Origin of the sequence: Spirosoma soli (assembly GCF_042684525.1) — a bacterium.
Lineage (GTDB): Bacteria > Bacteroidota > Bacteroidia > Cytophagales > Spirosomataceae > Spirosoma > Spirosoma soli.
The window spans coordinates 48,224-66,381 of the sequence record NZ_JBHULN010000003.1; the positions used below are offsets into that span (position 1 = coordinate 48,224).

Consider the following 18,158-nt stretch of genomic DNA (forward strand, 5'->3'; position numbering starts at 1 on the left):
AGTTTTGGTTGAACAGCATCTGGTGTATAGCTGTTATGTTAGTGTATGACAACGCAACCATACATCGACATTTCGCTTCCTGAACTCGAAACGAACCGAAAGCAGCCAGGCACGGTCGTCGTCGACGTTCGTGATGAATGGGAGTTCGAGGAGTTTAACCTTGGTGGACTGAACATTCCCCTACCCGACATTCGCGCCCGCAAAGCCGAATTATTGCCTTACGAATCAATTGTAGTCATGTGTACGAACGGGGTCCGTAGTCGGGTAGCCGCTAAAGATTTATTACGTCAGCCAGAGTTTCAGAATAAGATGATCTACCACCTCCACGGCGGCATAATTGAGGCAGAAGACTAATTACGTTACGATTGTAAAGCCTGGCTTAGCCGCCTGTTTCTCAACGTGGGGCAGGTAGATCTGTAGGATGTCGTGCACATTAACCCGAATTAACTGAGCCAGTTGGTTCAGGGGTAAATCATTACGCTCAAAGCCGAAAGGTTCCTCGATCTCTTCGCCAATCATTTCAAGACCTACCAGGATATAAGATGTTAGCAATACGGCTGGAATGGTCAGGTACCCGTAAACTTCGATCACCGTGAAGGGCAGCACCCCTACGTACAGCATGATGAACAGCTTGATAAACAGATTGTAGGAAAACGGGATGGGCGTACTTTTGATCCGTTCGCAAATGCCACATACGTCCATTAAGCTGCCTAAGTACCGATTAAGATTAATATGCTGTGAATCGGTTATTAAGCCTTGTCGATAGAGTGCTTCGCTACGCACCCAAAGCTGGTTTGAGACACCGGATGGCTTATGATCAAAATTACTCAGATCTCGTACCTCTCCTTCCTCGGTCGTGTCTAACTCATCCATACTTGTCAAATCACGTAGTGAATTCTTTAAGGCAAACGGAAAGTTAGAGATTGTCCTGGCGAAAAACAGCCGATTATCATCATCGCCCGTCGGCAAGATGGCGTTGTAAAAGATGGCCAGATTCCGGCAATTGTTCACTAAGGTTCCCCAGGCCTGCCGCCCTTCGTAGAACCGGTCGTAAGCGGTGTTGGTACGAAAAATCAGGAGCAAACTTAACAAAATCCCCATCGCGCTTAAAAACGAGCTTGGCGTATCTTTTAGTCGTAAGTCGTCGTAACGCAGCTCAACAATGGTAACCATAGCCACGTAAATAGCAACTACAATCAGTCGACGAAAGAGCGATATGGCCGTCGGTCCGGTATGGAAATGCCAAATAGCAGGAAGCCAATCTTTGGTTTTGTATATAATCATTCGGTTTGTGCGGGAATGGGCTGATAGCCATCGCGTTACTTAAACTAACGCGATGTTGGTTTAAATAGTTATTGTCCCGGCGAATACCCGTTTAGCGGGACCAATCAAGTGAACGTCGCTAAAGCTTCCATCGACCTGGGCCTCAAATGATACTTTCAGGTTACCACCCAAGGTCTGAATAGAGACAGGACTTGACATATTCAGCTGATGATGAGCTACTAATGCGGCTGCCGTTACGCCCGTACCACACGAGTACGTTTCATCTTCCACACCTCGTTCGTAGGTTCTGACAAACAAGGTGTCGCTGCCAATGACCTGAACAAAGTTAACGTTTGTTCCTCCCGGTTGAAATGCGTCGCTGTACCGAATGGCTTGCCCTTCGGCTACGACGTCGAGTGACTCCAGATCATCAACAAACCGGACAACGTGGGGTGATCCGGTATTCAGGAATGTCAGACCGTTACGTTCTTCGATCCCCGACACATCACTCATTCCCAACGAAATATCATTTTCGCTAACGGCCGCCTTATGTTCACCATCTACCGCCAGAAACCGGGTTTCGGCCGTAAACAGGCCCAGATCGTGTGCAAACCGAACAATACATCGTCCGCCATTGCCGCACATACTTCCTTCGGCTCCGTCGGCATTGAAGTAAATCATTTTGAAGTCATAGTCCGGATCATTCTGGAGCAGAATAAGTCCGTCGGCACCGATGCCAAACCGGCGATGGCATAATTTTTCAACAAATGGCTGATCGGCAACAGGAAACGCAGCAGCCCGGTCAGGCGTGTCCCGATCGTCGATCAGAATAAAGTCATTGCCGGTACCCTGGTATTTCACGAAGTTCATTTCGGAGAGGTTGTAAAGTTGAGGACTTATGAAGTTGTAAAGTTGCTGACGCATTCAGTCCAGCTGGAGGAACTTTATAACACTATAACTTTTCAATAGACCGCTGATTTTTACGATCCGTATGATTTTCATGATTCAATACAATTAATCAGGTGTCTTATCCTTCAAAAATTATAATTAATCGTAATAATCATAAAAATCAGCGGTCTGTAAACGTTTCATAACTCATAAAAAAAGCCGTCCTTACAGACAGCTTTTTGATACAGGTTGTATGTTGTAGAGCAATTAAGCTGCGACAGCTGCCTTTGGCTTACGCTCTTTAACACGAGCCGCTTTACCCTGACGACCACGCAGGTAAAACAACCGTGCCCGACGCACTTTACCCATGCGTACAATTTCTATTTTATCAATGTTCGGCGACAGGACTGGAAAAATCCGCTCGACGCCAACGCCGTTCGATACTTTACGAACGGTGAATGTTTCGCCACCGCTGCTTGGGTTCCGGCGTTGAATAACCGTGCCCGTAAAGATCTGAATACGTTCCTTATTTCCTTCGCGGATTTTGACGTGTACGTTCACCGTATCGCCCGCCCGGAATGTGGGCAAATCGGCGCGACGCTGCGCGTTGTCTGCCTCCACTAATTTGATTAACTCGCTCATGACCGTGTATAATTCGCCAGATAACTATTTGCGAAATGAGCCGCAAAGATAGTAAACTTCTCGGTGGTAGAAAATACTTTTGCAAAATTACGCTGCCTAACTGACGCCAAATCCATGAAAATACTGAATGTTGACCAAATTCGTGCCCTTGACCAGTACACAATCCAGAAAGAACCCATCGCTCCACTCAATCTGATGGAGCGAGCGGCCCTCGCTTTTGTCGATTGGTTTGTCGATCATTTCCCCAATACTATTCCTACTAAAATCTTCTGTGGACTTGGTAACAATGGTGGTGACGGATTAGCGATTGCCCGGCTGCTGCTCGAACGCGAGTATCCAATTGAGGTCTATGTTGTCCGGTACGCCCCTCGGGAGTCGGACGACTTCATGCACAATCATCGTCGGTTGAAGCTGGTGACAGAGCAGATTAGTTACGTTGAGTATTCTCGTGATATTCCCGCGATCCGACACAACGAAGTCGTGATTGACGCCATTCTTGGGTCAGGCCTCTCTCGTCCGGCCGAAGGAATCGTCAAAAGCACAATCGAAACCATCAACCGGGCACCAGCAACGGTCGTTTCAGTAGACATTGCCAGCGGCTTGAACGCCGACAAGCCGAATGACGCAAATGATGTTATCATTGAACCTGACTATACGGTTACGTTTCAACTACCAAAACTGGCGTTTGTCTTGCCTAAAAACGGGCGTTACGTTGGCGAATGGCACGTAGTTGACATCAATCTGCATAAACGCTACATCGACCAGGCCAACACGCCTTATTTTTTCACTCAGCCCCATGAGGCCCGGCTGCTGCTCCATAAACGAGACCGTTTTGCGCACAAAGGCACATTTGGCCACGCCCTGTTACTGGTGGGTAGCTACGGCAAAATAGGCGCAGCTGTTCTGTCGGCGAAAGCTTGCCTCCGATCAGGGGTGGGGCTACTAACGGTGCAGGTACCGCGGTGTGGTTATGCTGTGCTTCAGACAGCCGTCCCCGAAGCGATGTGCCGCCCCGATGGGCACCAAAACGTGTTGACTGGCGTGCCTGATCACGGCGCCGGCGAAGCACATAGTCCATCCCCGGCTGATTATTCGGCCATTGGGATTGGCCCCGGCATCGGTAAAGCTTCTGAAACGCTGGCTATGTTACGGGATATTATTCCGCTGGTTACCAAGCCAATGGTTATTGATGCCGACGCCCTTAACCTGTTATCCGAAAATCAGGATTTGTTAGAAAAGCTTCCACCGAACAGCATCTTAACGCCCCACCCAAAAGAGTTTGAGCGACTCACTCAAAAGTGGGATAATGATTACCAAAAACTTGACATTTTACGAGAGTTTGCCAAAAAGCATCGCGTCATTGTTGTACTCAAAGGCGCTTACTCAGCCGTGGCTACCCCTGGCGGAGAAGTCCACTTTAATTCAACGGGTAATCCTGGTTTAAGTACGGGAGGCACCGGCGATGTACTCACCGGTGTGTTAACGGCTCTTTTGGCACAAGGGTATGACCCGGTTGAGGCTGCTGTTCTGGGCGTGTTTGCGCATGGACTTGCCGGAGATCGGGTAGCGGAGCAACGAGGTCCCATTGGCATGACAGCCTCCGATGTAATTGATGCGTTGCGTTGGGATTAAACTGTAGAAGTCAAGTAACACTGCTGTAGAAACCCCTCCACACTATCTTTTTAGTAGGTCGGTTTGATGGGGAGCTTACCTACCGCTTAGTAAACATGAACGGATGTTAACATTCATCGTAATTGGGTAATACTACGTATACAGTAAATTCCGGGTTTCTGCGCTGTTTTTCTGTACAATACGGCCCCAAATTTGCCTTAGTTAAGTAGCCTTATACCGACACGATTATGAAACACACAGCACAGCGCGACTGGCGGGTTAGTCGCCCCTCTCGCAGGGCGCGGGTAGCCTTCGATCAAACCACCGCATTAGGTGGGTTGACAGTAGCTCTTTTCACGTACATTATCTACCATTTTATCTACCCATTGATTTCTAAAGGCTTGCTCTGGTAGTATCCCTTATTCAATAAAAAGCCCACGACGGAAGCAGTCCGTCGTGGGCTTTTCTTTTAAGCTACTATTCTGGTTCTTTATTTCATGATTTGGTAAGTTGCGAAAGCAGCTACGTAAGCTAATATCATCATATACCCTAACTGCACAGCTGGCCACTTCCAGCTTTTGGTTTCACGTTGCGTAGCGGCTAGCGTACTCATACACATCATGGCAAATACGTAGAAGACCAGCAAAGAGAAGGCAAGGGCGGGCGTATACATCGGCTGTCCTGTGTCTGGATTACGCTCTTGCTTAAGCCGCTCCCGAATGGTCGTGCCTGCCCCATCGTCGGCGTTACCAATGCTATAAATAGTCGACATTGTTCCCACAAACACCTCGCGGGCGTAAAACGAGCTTAGCAGTGCAATACCAATTTTCCAGTCGTAGCCAAGCGGCCTGATGACGGGTTCAATGAAGTGGCCAAAGTGGCCCGCGTAAGAGGCTTCAAGCCGTTCTGACGCAATCCGGTTATCGAGTTGGTCGCCGGTCAGCGTTGGGTTTTGTTGCCGAACGCGCTGTTCTACTTTTTCCAACGAGTCGCCAGGGCCATAGCTTGCCAATACCCACAGGATGATTGAGATAGCCAGAATGATCCGGCCCGCTTCCCACACAAACGACCGAACACTTTCCCAGACGGTTAGCCCCACATGGTTCCAGCGCGGTAATTTAAACGTGGGTAGTTCCATGATGAAAAACCCTCGCTCTTTCGTTTTTAAGACCAGCTTCAGGACATAAGCGGCCAGCAACGCGCTGACTAGCCCCAGTAAGTACAGCCCCATCAAAGCCAGCCCCTGGAGGTTGAACACGCCTAACACGTATTTTTCGGGGACGACTAGGGCAATTAGAATTGTGTAGATCGGTAAACGGGCCGAACAACTCATTAAGGGCGTTACCAAGATTGTGATGAGCCGGTCGCGTCGGGTGCCAATGCTGCGAGTTGCCATAATAGCCGGAACGGCGCAGGCTACGCCCGAGATAAGCGGGACAACACTCCGGCCGTTTAGTCCGAATTTGCGCATGATTCGGTCCATAATGACCATCACCCGCGACATGTACCCCGACTCTTCCAGCAATGCAATCAAAAAGAACAGAAAGGCGATTTGAGGTATAAATACTAACACGCCCCCTACCCCGGCTAAGATTCCGTCGGTAAGCAGGTCCGTGAGCGGTCCAGCCGGTAAACGCTCTTTCAGTTGACCATTAAGCCAGGCCACTCCAGTGTCGATGGCGTCCATAAAAGGCTGAGCCCAGGCGAAGATGGCCTGAAAAATTAAGAGCAGAATGAAGCCGAAGATGGCATAACCCCAAATCGGATGGAGCAACACTTTATCGAGTTTCTGACTCCAGGTTGGCTGACCCACGGGCCGCTGGTCTGTCACAGCCTCCGATATGACCGAGGCAATGCGTTTATAGCGAGTAATGGTTTCGCTGGCCTGAAAGGTAGGTTCATTGAATTGGTGTTTGTCAATGATGGTGTCCAGACCAAGCTGTTGCGGACGGTTCAGGAACGTGAAACCGTCATGCTGGATCACGTACTGAAGCGCCAGGTAGTTGTTGTTAAGGTGATACTGCTCTTTGGTATCTGTGATCAACTCGCCTGCTTCTTCGGCCGGATCAAAAAATAGCTTACCGGGTAACATGGGCGTCTGCATCTGACCCAACACCGCCCTTTTTAGCTGCTCCAAGCCTTCTCCGGTACGGGCATTTATACGGACAACCGGCACACCTAATCGCATAGCCAACCGAACAGCATTGACCTCTTTAGCCTGCTTGCGGGCTACGTCAAGCATATTCAGGGCTAATATCGTTGGCACACCGAGGTCGGCGACTTGCGTAAAAAGTAATAAGTTTCGGTGCAGATTTGAGGCATCGACCACTACAATAGCCACATCTGGATAATCGGGGTGAGCCGGGTTGGCCAAAATATCAGTAACGAGCTGCTCGTCTAACGACTTCGGATAAATGGAATAAACGCCCGGTAGATCGACGACCGTAGCATTGGTACGGGCATCGATTGACCATGTGCCGAACTTTTTGTCAACGGTGACACCAGGGAAGTTGCCAGTTTTTTGGCGTAGCCCGGTTAATTGGTTAAACAATGACGATTTACCAGCATTCGGGTTACCAACAAGCGCTATTACGGGGGAAGATTTCAAGGCAGTTTACGGTTTACGATACTCGGTTCATACCGGACCCGTCCGCGCCAATCGACGGCGTACCGGTCGCTACAGCTGGGGTGCCACTTAACACTTGGCGGGGAACCGCGTAAACTAAATACCGTTAATTTTCTATCAGAATCGTAGCTGCTTCAGACTTGCGCATGGACAAACAATAGCCTGATACGCTCAGACAGATTGGGTCGCCCAACGGAGCTTTGCACTGCAAACATACCTCAGCACCCGGCAAACAGCCCATTTCAAGCAGTTTAAGCGACATCAATTGATCGTTGAACGATTGAATAATGGCTCGTTCCCCAATTTTCAGGTCGGCTACACTACGCTTGCTCATGGTCTTGTGTACCGTGGTGAGACGGTTGTTTTTATTTAGATTCAGTTTAATTAACGCAAGATTACAACGGAAAGTTTGTTGATGCAAGGACCATCTTAAAAAAGGAAGGCGACAAATTTAACGGCTTGAATCGTCAGTAGGTTGTGTACAGATCCCACCCGAACCGCAGAATGGTGGCTGCGATGACGAGCAGAAAAAACACCCGGATAAAGTGATTCCCTTTTAGGATGGCTAACCGGGCTCCTAGAAAAGCGCCGGATAAATTGGCTACGGCCATCGGTAAAGCAACGTGATACAACAACCCGCCTTTGTTAATAAAAAATAGCACACTGGCCAGATTCGTAGCCGCGTTGACTAACTTGGCGTGAGCACTAGCTTTCAGGAAGTCGAAGCCAATAAGCGCAATAAATCCTAGCACTAAAAAACTGCCCGTTCCTGGTCCAAAGAAGCCATCATAAAAACCAATCACCGCTCCCATGACCCACATACGCCACCGCTGCCGTCGGGCACTTATAACGTGATGCGCCAGTTGCCCAAAGTCTTTTCTGGTAAGCGTGTATATAAATACGCTTACCAGAATGACTAGTGCCAGCGGCTTCATGAAATTGTTGGGTACCCTCGAAAGTGTCCATGACCCAAGCCACGACGCCCCAAATGCAATGGCCATCATTGGTCCAATAAATCGTCCGGCCACGGCCACCCGCCTACTGTATTGAAACGCGCCCATCAGGCTCCCGGCCAAAGAAGGAATTTTTGTGGTGCCAATCAGCGTCGGCACAGGATATTGCGGTAAGGTAAACAACATAGCGGGTGTTTGAATCAGGCCACCTCCGCCAATAATCGCATCGATAAATCCCGCAACAAAAGAGAATCCGCAAAGTGTAAGAATAGTACTGTAATCCATGAACCCACAAAAGTAGCGTAAAGTGGCCGAGCTGAACACTGCGGTCTACTATTCCGTATTTTCTTTCCTCCTTTCCCGGTCCTGATGTAAATTTGCAAAATTGTAAGACAAAGCATGGTTGAATCGGTACGCCAGTTGAATGCACTAATTCGGAAGGAGTTTCTTCTGGAGTGGCGGCAACGCTACGCGCTCAATGGTATGTTGCTGTACATCGTTGGGGCCGTGTTTGTTTGTTACTTAAGCTTCAACGCTCGGCGTGGTCAGTTAACCCCCATTGTTTGGAATACCTTGTTTTGGATTATTCTGTTATTTACGGCGATCAACGCCATTGCCAAAAGCTTTGTGCAGGAGCGGGCCGGACGGCAATTGTACTATTACACCCTGGCGAGTCCTGAACAAATTATTTTATCAAAAATCCTTTACAATACGGCACTCATGCTAGTGCTCGCGTTGTTAGGTTTTAGTGTGTATGCATTCGTTCTAGGCAACCCGGTTCAGGATGTGCTGCTGTATCTGGTGGCCTTGCTGTTAGGGGCCATAGGGTTTGCTGCTTCACTAACGCTGGTATCGGGCATTGCCAGCAAAGCTGAAAACCCAGCCACGCTAATGGCCGTGCTGAGTTTTCCGATTATTCTACCGCTATTGTTAATGCTGTTGAAGATTTCGAAAAATGCGCTGGATGGCCTCGATCGTAGCACAAGTTGGAATGAGGTTGGCATCGTGCTGGCTATTGATGCCATCGTCTTGACACTGTCTTGGTTGTTATTTCCGTTTTTATGGCGGAGTTGAATCGTAGCCTGGACGGCCACGTCCGGGTGTAAGCCGACAATACAGTAATACGCCCGGACGTGGCCGTCCAGGCTACAATCAGCTATGAAAAACACTTGGTGGAAAGCCCTCGCGGTTTTAATCCTTACCTATGTAGTGCTACAGGGCCTGCTTGGCGTGGTGCCACGTCAGCCCATTCTGAACGAGAGCATCCGGAATGTGTATTTCCACGTTCCACTCTGGTTTGGTATGATCACCCTGTTACTGACATCCGCCGTTTATTCAGTTCGATACTTGCGAGACGGCCGTTTTGACAATGATTTGGTAGCCGTTGAATTTGCTAACACTGGCATTTTGTTCGGCCTCCTGGGCTGTGCTACCGGGTCCCTCTGGGCTAATTTCACCTGGGGCGAGCCCTGGCCAAATGACCCTAAGCTGAACTGCGTAGCAGTTGCTATGCTAATGTATTTTGCTTATCTGATTCTGCGCGGCTCCTTTGACGATGAGCAGCGACGCGCCCGTATTTCGGCCGTCTATAACATTTTTGCCTTTGCCGTATTTGTGCCGCTGATTTTCGTGGTGCCACGCCTAACCGACTCGTTGCATCCTGGCAACGGGGGTAATCCAGCATTTGGCAAATACGACATGGACAATAAGATGCGTATGGTGTTTTACCCGGCTGTCATCGGCTTTACACTGTTGGGGGTTTGGGTTACTGAGCTACGTGTTCGGTTACGTCGGCTGAAAGCCATATTGGACGAGTAATTCCGGAATGATTCGCCCTGTTTTTACGTTATTTTTTAAACTAGTTAGGATTCCAATGCGACTGTCTTTTCTGACAAAAGCCCCCTTAGCGGCTCTACTTCTCTTCGGCCAGAACACCATGGCTCAACAACCTGTTCAGAACGGCGTTGAGATGGCCGATCGGCTACGGGAGGATGGTAAAATATGGGTAGTCGTAGCCGTGATTGCGGCTGTATTCGTAGGTATCATCATTTACCTTGTCCGGCTCGATCGCCAGCTTGGTAAGTTAGAGAAAGAAGTTAAAGAAAAGCGCACTACCAGTTCCGTTCGATTATAGACCCAATATGAAACTCACGCACATCTTCGGCATCATTGTCATCGCACTGGCCATTGGCATCATTGTGGCAACGGCAGGCGACGCTAGTTCTTACGTTACGTTCAAGCAAGCGACTGAACTTGCCCAGGACGGCGACGATAAAATGATTCACGTTGTTGGCAAAGTAAAAAAAGACGCACAGGGCAAGATTGTCGATGTATTTTACAACCCGGCTATTGACCCAAACCACTTTGAGTTTACTTTGGTCGATACGGACAACCGGTCACAGAAAGTTGTTTACAACAGCCCTAAGCCACAGGACTTTGATCGTTCGGAGCAAATTGTAGTTATCGGTGCCATGGAGGGCGACCACTTCCAGTGCAACAAGATTCTGCTGAAGTGTCCGTCTAAGTATCAGGATGGCAAGCTGGAAACGACCGAACACACGGCTAAAACGGCACAGTTATGAGTGTTCAGGAGATAGAAAGAGCAGCAAAAGAACTGCCTGTTAATGAATTGGATAGCCTCATAAGTCGATTGTTCGACTACTTTCATGAAAAATGGGACAATCAGATACTATCTGATCTGGAAGCCGGTCGCTTTGATGCCCTTTTTGATGAACTTAAAGACGAATACGACAAGGGGCTAACAAAACCATTATGACGCACAAAACATTTGCTCGTTTTTGGAAGCGTTATAGTGATCTCCCTAGGGATATTCAAGAATTAGCTGATAAGAATTATGAGCTGCTCAAATCTGATCCGTTTCATCCGTCTTTGCATTTTAAACGCTTGGGAGGAAAGAAAAATCTTTGGTCCGTTAGGGTAGGCGATAGTTACAGAGCATTAGCTATTGAACCAGAGGAAAACGTTCTTGCCTGGTTTTGGATTGGCACTCACGCTGAATACGATAGAATTATTACTCAATGATACACACTACAGTCGGACAACTCGGCCACTTCTTCGTTATCCTGTCCTTCGTGACAGCCCTTGTAGCGACAGTTGCCTATTTTCTATCGGCGCTTGGCCGGCGCAGTTCCAGACAAAATGTTCTGGTTGAAGAGCCTCAGTTAGCATACGCCGGCGAATCGTCGTTCGGCGGCAAGACGGCTAAACGAAAAGATAGAGCCGTTACGCCCGTTAGCGAGCAGCAATCCCAGAAGGACGACTGGCGGACGCTGGCCCGATGGGCCTTTTATATCCACGGTCTGGCGGTAGTTGGAGTGGCGGTTAGTCTGTATTGGATCATCTACAATCACTACTTCGAATACCATTACGCCTGGAGCCACTCGTCGCTGGCTCTGCCCGTTCAATACGTCATTTCATGCTTCTGGGAAGGTCAGGAAGGTTCTTTTCTGCTTTGGTTGTTCTGGAACGCCATGCTGGGAGCCATTTTGATTCGCACCAGCGGTAAGCAGTGGGAAGCGCCCATGATGGCCATCTTCGCTTTGGTACAGGCATTCCTGGCATCAATGATTCTCGGTGTGGTCTTTGGTGATACGTTCAAGCTGGGTTCTTCTCCCTTCTTGCTGCTAACCGAAGCCATGCCCGATGCGCCTATTTTCACGGCCGATCCTACCTTCGTCCCTAAAGATGGTAATGGCTTGAACCCGTTGCTCCAGAACTACTGGATGGTGATTCACCCGCCCACCTTGTTTCTAGGCTTTGCCCTGACGCTGGTGCCGTTTGCCTACTGCATTGCGGGTCTGTGGCGCAACCAACCCCTCGAATGGATACGGCCTGCCCTGCCCTGGACGTTGATCGGTGCCATGATTCTTGGCATTGGTATCATGATGGGCGGTTATTGGGCCTACGAAACGCTCAACTTCGGTGGCTATTGGAACTGGGACCCGGTCGAAAACGCCATTTATGTACCCTGGCTCGTTATGGTGGGCGCGTTACATACGATGCTCATTGCCAAACGTTCGTCAACAGGCTTGAAGACAGCGGTTATTTTGACCATTGCGCAGTTTCTGCTGATTATATATTCTACCTTCCTGGCGCGTAGCGGCATCCTGGGCAACGCATCGGTTCACTCGTTTACCGATTTGGGCCTATCGGGACAATTGCTGGTTTATCTGTTGGCGTTTGTGGTGTTAGCCGTTTTTCTGGCAGCACGCAAGTGGAAATACATTCCCTCGGATGAGCAGGAAGCTTCGGTGTATACCAAAGAGTTTTGGTTGTTTATCGGCGCAACGGTGCTGTGCCTGGCCGCTTTCCAGGTAATTGCAACCACCTCCATTCCGGTTTACAATAAGATTTTAGAAGCTTTCGGTAAAGTGTCTAACCTGGCGCTGCCAGTTGATCAACCCGGCCATTACAGTAAGTTCCAGATCTGGTTTTTCGTAGTCATTGCCTTGCTGACGGGAATCGGTCAGTTTATGTGGTGGCGTAAAGTTGAGAACAAGAAATGGGATGCGCTCATCACACCCGGCATTCTGACACTGCTTATCAGCGCGGCCGTCATTGGTTCTGGTGCGATTAAAAACCCAGTATACATGGCCTTACTAGTCGCTTCGGTATTTGCTCTGGTAACGAACGGTACAATTCTGCTCGGCATTGTTAGAGGGAATTACCGGCTCTCAGGCGGAGCCATTGCGCACATTGGTATGGCACTGATGCTAATTGGCATTCTGTTTTCGTCCGGCTACTCACGGGTTATTTCCTTAAATGGCAGTGGCCTGATGATTTCCAATTCTGAGGATTTCACCAAGAACGGCAATAAAGAAAACAAAGAAAACGTCTTGTTATGGCTCAATCAGCCCGAACGCATGGATCAATACCAGGTTACGTACCGGGGTCAGCGCGTTCAGGTGCGCGATGTGCCGGGTTATGTTCCGCGACAGGATGTAGCCGTTATTGAAGGCGATTTTCATGGGGTGGCACTGCGCGATATTGAGCAGAACGGAAAGCTTTACCATAAAAAAGGAGATACCCTGGCAATGTATCCTGAGAACGTCCACTATGCGGTTGAATACCGTGAGCCAAGCGGTAAAGTATTTACGCTTTACCCTCGAATCCAGGTGAACCAGCGCATGGGAGTGGTGCTCTCGCCCGATAGTCGCCACTCGATGGACCGCGACATCTATACGTACATCGCTACGGCTCCCGATCCGATGGAAGAGTCTAAATGGGAGAAAACCGAAACCTACAGCGTCGCGGTTAAGGATACGTTTTTTTTGAATGACTACGTAGCCATACTGGATGATGTGGTTCGGACAAACGAAGTGGAAGGTACTCAGTTAGGCCCTAATGATGCCGCCGTACGAGCGCGGGTGCGCATCCTGAGCAAGAATGGGGAACAAGTGCTCAGCCCCGCCTTTATTATCAAAGACCGTATGGTTGGTCGGCGAGCTGAGACTAGTGATGAGCTGGGTATTCGGATTCAATTGAACGAGATTGACCCGCGTAGTGGCAAATTTACCTTCGCCGTTAACCGAACCCAGCGCGACTACGTCGTCATGAAAGCCTTCGAGAAGCCGCTGATTAATATTCTCTGGATTGGCACCCTAATCGTAGTGCTGGGCTTCCTGATTGCCACCATCCGGCGGTATCGGGAGTTTACAAAGATGCGCGACAAGGTCGTGGTATAACTGTATATGCCATTCAGCCTTCGGTTGGTTGTTATCAGCATGCATACGTGCTGGTAATTGCCATCAGAAGGCTGACTGCTAAAAATAGATCATGAAACTTAAGCTATCTGAAATCTTACTCTTAGCCGCTGCCGGTGGCTTTCTCGTTATATGGATAGCCGAATACCAACGGACTACGTTTGCTGACAGTTATTGGTTGTTAATGGTATGCCTGGGCTCTTTGCTGGCGTTCCAGTACGTTAAAAACCGTAGGCTTGAGCGAGAGAAGGCAATATCACCCACGATTAAACAAATGGTGGAGGACCGTACGAAAACTGGAAGCTCTGGAAAGAAGTCATCTAAAAAGAAATAGCGTACTTTGCCATCTCAGTTGGTAGACTGATCGCTGAGGTAGCATAAACTATGGAATCCTACGCCCTTCTTCTCGGCGCGTTACTCGCTCTGGTGTTAGCCGGTTTTTTTTCGGCGGTTGAAATGGCCTATGTATCCGTCAACCGACTCTATTTTGAGCTTCACAGTAAGCAGGGCCCTCTGGGCGAAAAGCTTGTTTCGGGCTTTTTAAAGAATCCTATTTTATTTGTTGGCACAACCCTGACAGGTAACACACTCTTTCTGGTGTTATATACTGTCTTAGGCGTAACGGCCCTGAACCCGTTGCTAATGGCATCAATTCCCGATGCCTACGATAGTCCTGTCCTGTTGGTCGTTCTTGAAACAATCATTTTAACGGTTATTTTCCTGCCACTGGCCGATTATCTGCCCAAAAGTCTGGCGCTCATTCATCCCGACCGTTTTTTAGAGTGGCTGGCCGTACCGTTATGGGTCATTTATCAGGCCATTGCTCCCATTGTCCGGGTGCTGGTCGGTACGGCCCGCTTTTTCATTCGTTACGTACTGGGCAAACGCAATCCAGAAATCAGGCCGGTGTTTGGGCTAACGGATCTCAACCACTACCTCCAGCAACTCAACCAGAAAGCCGATACAGAAGAAGACGTTGAAGTAGATACGCGTATTTTTAACAATGCCATTGAATTTCGTGATGTTCGCGTACGGGATTGCCTCGTTCCCCGTACAGAGATTGCAGCCGTCGCCGTCGATGATACGGTTGAAGAGCTGCGTCAGGCGTTTCAGGACAGCGGTCACTCAAAAATTGTGGTGTATCGGGATACAATCGATGATGTAATCGGGTATTGTCACGCCCTCGCTTTGTTTCAGAAGCCTGCGACAGTAGAAGAAATCATTACGCCAATCATTACGATTCCACAAACAATGCCCGCTCAGGATTTACTGCTGCGTTTTTTATCGGAGCACAAAAGTCTGGCGCTGGTTGTCGATGAATTCGGTGGCACGGCCGGCATCGTGAGTGTTGAAGATATGGTAGAGCAGATCTTCGGCGAAATTCAGGATGAATATGACACGAACGAAGATTGGGTGGAGCGACAGATTGACGAAAACAACTGGCTGCTAAGCGCCCGGCACGAGATTGAGGACTTGAATGAAAAATACGACTGGGACATCCCGGAAGGAGATTATGACACCCTCGGTGGCTTAATTCTGGCCACAAACGAAGACCTGCCTCAAGTGGGCGATGTTATTGACTATTCGCCGTTCCGGTTTACAATCATTTCAATGGATGGCACCCGCATTGATACCGTGAAAGTATACCGCCACCGGTCCGATTAAGTGGGTGGTTGTTTGATGGTCATAGATGACTAATTTCCTCTGTCAGACGGGCAGATACACCCGAAAAGTTGCCCCTTCATCCAGCTTGCCACTCGCCGTTATAAGACCGTGGTGATTTTCGACCACTCGCTTGCAGATCGCCAGTCCGACACCGGTACCGTCGTATCGTTGCCGGTTGTGCAGCCGCTGAAACACCTGGAAGATGCGTTCAGCGTGTTTTTCATCAAAGCCAATACCATTGTCGGCCACGCAAATTTCGTGATACTCAAGGTTGGGGTTTAGGCCGGGAGGACCCGCAGCCCCCGGCACCGTCTGGCAGGATACATGAACAACTGGCTGGCGATTGGTCGGCCGGAACTTGATGGCATTCATTAACAGATTACCGAATAACTGGTGCAGTTGAGAATGATCTCCCCGAATGGTTGGTAACTCGCTAACGTTGAGGCTTACTTTCATCTCGGCATATTCACTCTGAACCTGATGGCAAATGTCAGCGAGAATGTCATTGAGAGCAACAAACCGAAACGGTTCCCGGTGGGTGGTGATACGCGAATAAGCGAGCACATCTTTGATCAGCGCTGACATACGCCCGGTCGCCAGTTGCATCCGGCTGATGATGTCCTGGCCTAGTTCGCCTAACTGGGGCGCAAACTGCTCCTGAAGCATATCGCCAAAAGCGACGATTTTACGTAGCGGCTCCTGCAAATCATGACTAGCCACGTAAGCAAACTGCCTCAGGTTATCGTTGACGTGCATGAGCTCACGATTCGACTGTTCAATCTGTCGCTGATAGCCCTTGCTGGCTGTGATGTCGACCAGGGTCAGAACGATACCATCGCCCCACTTAACCACCGACAGTTCGTACCATCCTGATAACTCATCGTAGTTGTACTCCTGCTCAAATCGGGTTGACTCCCCGGTTTCAATGACCTGCACGTATCGATCAAACAACCCGGTTGCGATCACATGTGGAAAGTATTCGAGCATGGTATGGCCAATCACTTCTTCGTCGGTGCGGGTGGGGTTTCGGCGGTTAGCCTCATTCTGGGCCTCGTACCGGAAATCGACAATCTTCCCCGTAACCGTGTCCCGTATAGCACTGAAGGCAATGATAGCATTGGAGGAGCTATCCAGCACCGACCGAAGCAACTCGGTTTGTTGCTGATTGGCGAGTTCCGCCCGCTTCAGGGCTGTTACGTTCACAAATGTGGCAATGACGCCATCACGAAACGGCCGAATGCGAATATTGAACCAGCCTTCGTAGCCATCGACTGACAAGTAAACGCTATCAATCTTAGCGGGCGCACCTGTTTCAGCCACTTTAATATGCCAGTCTAATACACCGTTCGTTTGAGCGGCTGGCCAGACCGTTGTATATAACTGATCAACAAGATCCTCTTTGGAACGGAGCGTCATGCGTTCGGCGTCAACATTGACATGCGTAAACTGGAAATCGACAACCCGACCGGATTCGTTGCGCACCGACTGCATAACAACAATCCCGGTTTGGGTATTGTCCAGAATGGCCTGGAGTAACTCGGTCTCCTGCTGTTGTGATCGCTCCGCTTCTTTGAGGCTGGTAATATCTGACCATGAAGCCAGTACACCATCTTCGAACCGCGTCAGGGACTGAGCCATCCAAATGTTACCAGCTACGTAATGGTGTTCAATTTGCATGGGAACGCCGGTCTCAGCCACTTGCCGATATTTGTCGAAAATACCGCTATCCCACCCTTCCGGATCAGACGTAAGCATGGTTTCGGTGAGTATCTGCTCCCGCGGCATACGTGCCATAGCTACGGCCTGATCGTTACACCACAAGACCTGAAAGTCGATGATTTGCCTGCTTTCGTCGCGAACAGCCTGGCAAAGCAGAACCCCCGTGAGCGAATTTTGTAAAATACTCTCCAGGAGCAACTCCGGAGGTTGCGTAGGTAGGTTAGTAATCATTCGTTACGTAATGAGGAAGGATATGGAGCGGTTGAACAATCTAAGATAGAGTCATACTATATCCGTTTTTAACAGATGTACAACCATCTACAACTTATTTTATTAAACGGCTGAATTGATAAACTCCTAAAGAAGAATACACTCGTTTGTTTACTTTTGATGCGGTTAATTTTACTTTACGCTGTGGACTCACTCGTTATTCAACAAACCGTAGCCCGGCATCTGCTGGAAGTACAGGCCGTTCGGCTGCAACCTACTACCCCGTTTACCTGGAGTTCGGGCTGGAAATCACCTATCTACTGCGACAATCGCGTTACGCTCGCTTATCCGGCGGTTCGGACTTTTATTAAGGAAGCTCTGGCCGCGGTTATTCGCCAGCAGTACCCAACCGCTGACGTCATTGCGGGTGTGGCTACGGCCGGTATTCCGCAGGGCGCTTTAGTAGCCGATGCGCTGGACCTCCCCTACTGCTACGTCCGCCCGGAACCTAAAGCCCACGGTATGGGCAAACAGATTGAAGGTCATCTGGAGCCCAACCAGCGGGTAGTTGTCATCGAAGATTTGATTTCTACGGGTGGCAGCTCGCTGAAAGTAGTAGAAGCCCTGCGAACGGCGGGCGCTGAGGTGTTGGGGATGGCTGCCATTTTCACGTATGGATTTCCGCAGGCCGACAAAAATTTTGCGGAGAAAAACGTCTCCCTTGTTTGCCTCAGCAACTATGACGCTTTATTGAAAGAAGCCCAGGCGCTTAACTACATCCCTGCAGACGCCATGTCATCTCTTGCCATTTGGCGCGAAAACCCAGCCGCATGGGGTGTATAGCCGTCTAGGTTCACT

At 49.4% G+C, this 18,158-nt stretch carries 19 protein-coding genes; 12 read left to right on the forward strand and 7 right to left on the reverse strand.

All coding sequences use genetic code 11. The features are described from left to right. Positions 1-45 precede the first annotated feature (45 nt). Positions 46-354: a rhodanese-like domain-containing protein gene (locus ACFSUS_RS06280; protein ID WP_381520651.1), complete on the forward strand. Its 309-nt coding sequence runs from the start codon at positions 46-48 to the stop codon at positions 352-354. Here the strand turns inward: ACFSUS_RS06280 and ACFSUS_RS06285 are convergent, their stop codons facing one another. The 3 genes from ACFSUS_RS06285 to rplS form a co-directional block, all read right to left on the reverse strand. Then, positions 355-1,284, reverse strand: coding sequence for a bestrophin family protein (locus ACFSUS_RS06285; protein ID WP_381520654.1), 930 nt, complete (start codon positions 1,282-1,284; stop codon positions 355-357). Between the two features lie 60 nt (positions 1,285-1,344). Further along, positions 1,345-2,133, reverse strand: a complete 789-nt coding sequence (dapF, locus tag ACFSUS_RS06290) for a diaminopimelate epimerase (protein WP_381521292.1) — start codon at positions 2,131-2,133, stop codon at positions 1,345-1,347. Between the two features lie 285 nt (positions 2,134-2,418). Further along, positions 2,419-2,793, reverse strand: coding sequence for a 50S ribosomal protein L19 (gene rplS, locus ACFSUS_RS06295; RefSeq protein WP_381520656.1), 375 nt, complete (start codon positions 2,791-2,793; stop codon positions 2,419-2,421). 114 nt (positions 2,794-2,907) lie between these two features. On the opposite strand from rplS, the gene ACFSUS_RS06300 reads away from it, so the two are divergent. Both ACFSUS_RS06300 and ACFSUS_RS06305 read left to right on the forward strand, forming a co-directional pair. Continuing rightward, positions 2,908-4,425 carry an NAD(P)H-hydrate dehydratase gene (locus tag ACFSUS_RS06300; RefSeq protein ID WP_381520658.1) on the forward strand — a complete coding sequence of 506 codons (1,518 nt, stop codon included), beginning with the start codon at positions 2,908-2,910 and terminating at the stop codon, positions 4,423-4,425. Positions 4,426-4,652: 227 nt separating this feature from the next. Continuing rightward, entirely contained in the window at positions 4,653-4,817 is a 165-nt protein-coding gene (locus tag ACFSUS_RS06305) for a hypothetical protein (protein WP_381520661.1), read from the forward strand. A gap of 77 nt (positions 4,818-4,894) precedes the next feature. Here ACFSUS_RS06305 and feoB read toward each other — a convergent pair whose 3' ends face one another. From feoB to ACFSUS_RS06320, 3 genes are all read right to left on the reverse strand, one after another. After that, positions 4,895-7,012, reverse strand: coding sequence for a ferrous iron transport protein B (gene feoB, locus ACFSUS_RS06310; RefSeq protein ID WP_381520664.1), 2,118 nt, complete (start codon positions 7,010-7,012; stop codon positions 4,895-4,897). 124 nt (positions 7,013-7,136) lie between these two features. Continuing rightward, a complete protein-coding gene (locus ACFSUS_RS06315) occupies positions 7,137-7,364 on the reverse strand; it encodes a FeoA family protein (RefSeq protein ID WP_381520666.1) in 228 nt (75 codons plus the stop codon). A 133-nt stretch (positions 7,365-7,497) separates the two neighbouring features. Beyond that, positions 7,498-8,268 (reverse strand): sulfite exporter TauE/SafE family protein, encoded by a 771-nt coding sequence (locus ACFSUS_RS06320; protein ID WP_381520669.1) that lies wholly within the window; start codon positions 8,266-8,268, stop codon positions 7,498-7,500. 114 nt (positions 8,269-8,382) lie between these two features. Here ACFSUS_RS06320 and ACFSUS_RS06325 point away from each other — a divergent pair, with 114 nt between their 5' ends. The 8 genes from ACFSUS_RS06325 (at position 8,383) to ACFSUS_RS06360 (ending at position 15,371) form a co-directional block, all read left to right on the forward strand. After that, on the forward strand, positions 8,383-9,057 hold the full coding sequence (locus ACFSUS_RS06325) for a heme exporter protein CcmB (protein ID WP_381520672.1): 675 nt from the start codon (positions 8,383-8,385) through the stop codon (positions 9,055-9,057). A gap of 84 nt (positions 9,058-9,141) precedes the next feature. Beyond that, complete coding sequence (gene ccsA / locus ACFSUS_RS06330) at positions 9,142-9,801, forward strand: cytochrome c biogenesis protein CcsA (RefSeq protein ID WP_381520675.1); 660 nt, start codon at positions 9,142-9,144, stop codon at positions 9,799-9,801. Between the two features lie 55 nt (positions 9,802-9,856). Beyond that, positions 9,857-10,117, forward strand: coding sequence for a CcmD family protein (locus ACFSUS_RS06335; protein ID WP_381520677.1), 261 nt, complete (start codon positions 9,857-9,859; stop codon positions 10,115-10,117). 7 nt (positions 10,118-10,124) lie between these two features. Next, positions 10,125-10,565, forward strand: a complete 441-nt coding sequence (locus ACFSUS_RS06340) for a cytochrome c maturation protein CcmE domain-containing protein (RefSeq protein ID WP_381520680.1) — start codon at positions 10,125-10,127, stop codon at positions 10,563-10,565. After that, a complete protein-coding gene (locus ACFSUS_RS06345) occupies positions 10,562-10,759 on the forward strand; it encodes a hypothetical protein (protein WP_381520683.1) in 198 nt (65 codons plus the stop codon). The genes ACFSUS_RS06340 and ACFSUS_RS06345 overlap by 4 nt, the downstream gene beginning before the upstream one ends. Further along, positions 10,756-11,025: a ParE family toxin-like protein gene (locus ACFSUS_RS06350; RefSeq protein WP_381520686.1), complete on the forward strand. Its 270-nt coding sequence runs from the start codon at positions 10,756-10,758 to the stop codon at positions 11,023-11,025. The genes ACFSUS_RS06345 and ACFSUS_RS06350 overlap by 4 nt, the downstream gene beginning before the upstream one ends. Then, entirely contained in the window at positions 11,022-13,688 is a 2,667-nt protein-coding gene (gene ccsA, locus ACFSUS_RS06355) for a cytochrome c biogenesis protein CcsA (protein ID WP_381520689.1), read from the forward strand. Before ACFSUS_RS06350 ends, ccsA (ACFSUS_RS06355) begins: the two co-directional genes overlap by 4 nt. Positions 13,689-14,090: 402 nt before the next feature. Continuing rightward, positions 14,091-15,371: a hemolysin family protein gene (locus tag ACFSUS_RS06360; protein WP_381520692.1), complete on the forward strand. Its 1,281-nt coding sequence runs from the start codon at positions 14,091-14,093 to the stop codon at positions 15,369-15,371. Positions 15,372-15,413: 42 nt separating this feature from the next. On the opposite strand, the gene ACFSUS_RS06365 is transcribed toward ACFSUS_RS06360, so the two are convergent. Next, positions 15,414-17,321 carry an ATP-binding protein gene (locus ACFSUS_RS06365; protein WP_381520694.1) on the reverse strand — a complete coding sequence of 636 codons (1,908 nt, stop codon included), beginning with the start codon at positions 17,319-17,321 and terminating at the stop codon, positions 15,414-15,416. Positions 17,322-17,480: 159 nt separating this feature from the next. Between ACFSUS_RS06365 and pyrE the strand changes: the two genes are divergently transcribed. Next, positions 17,481-18,143 (forward strand): orotate phosphoribosyltransferase, encoded by a 663-nt coding sequence (gene pyrE / locus ACFSUS_RS06370; RefSeq protein ID WP_381520697.1) that lies wholly within the window; start codon positions 17,481-17,483, stop codon positions 18,141-18,143. Positions 18,144-18,158: the final 15 nt, after the last annotated feature.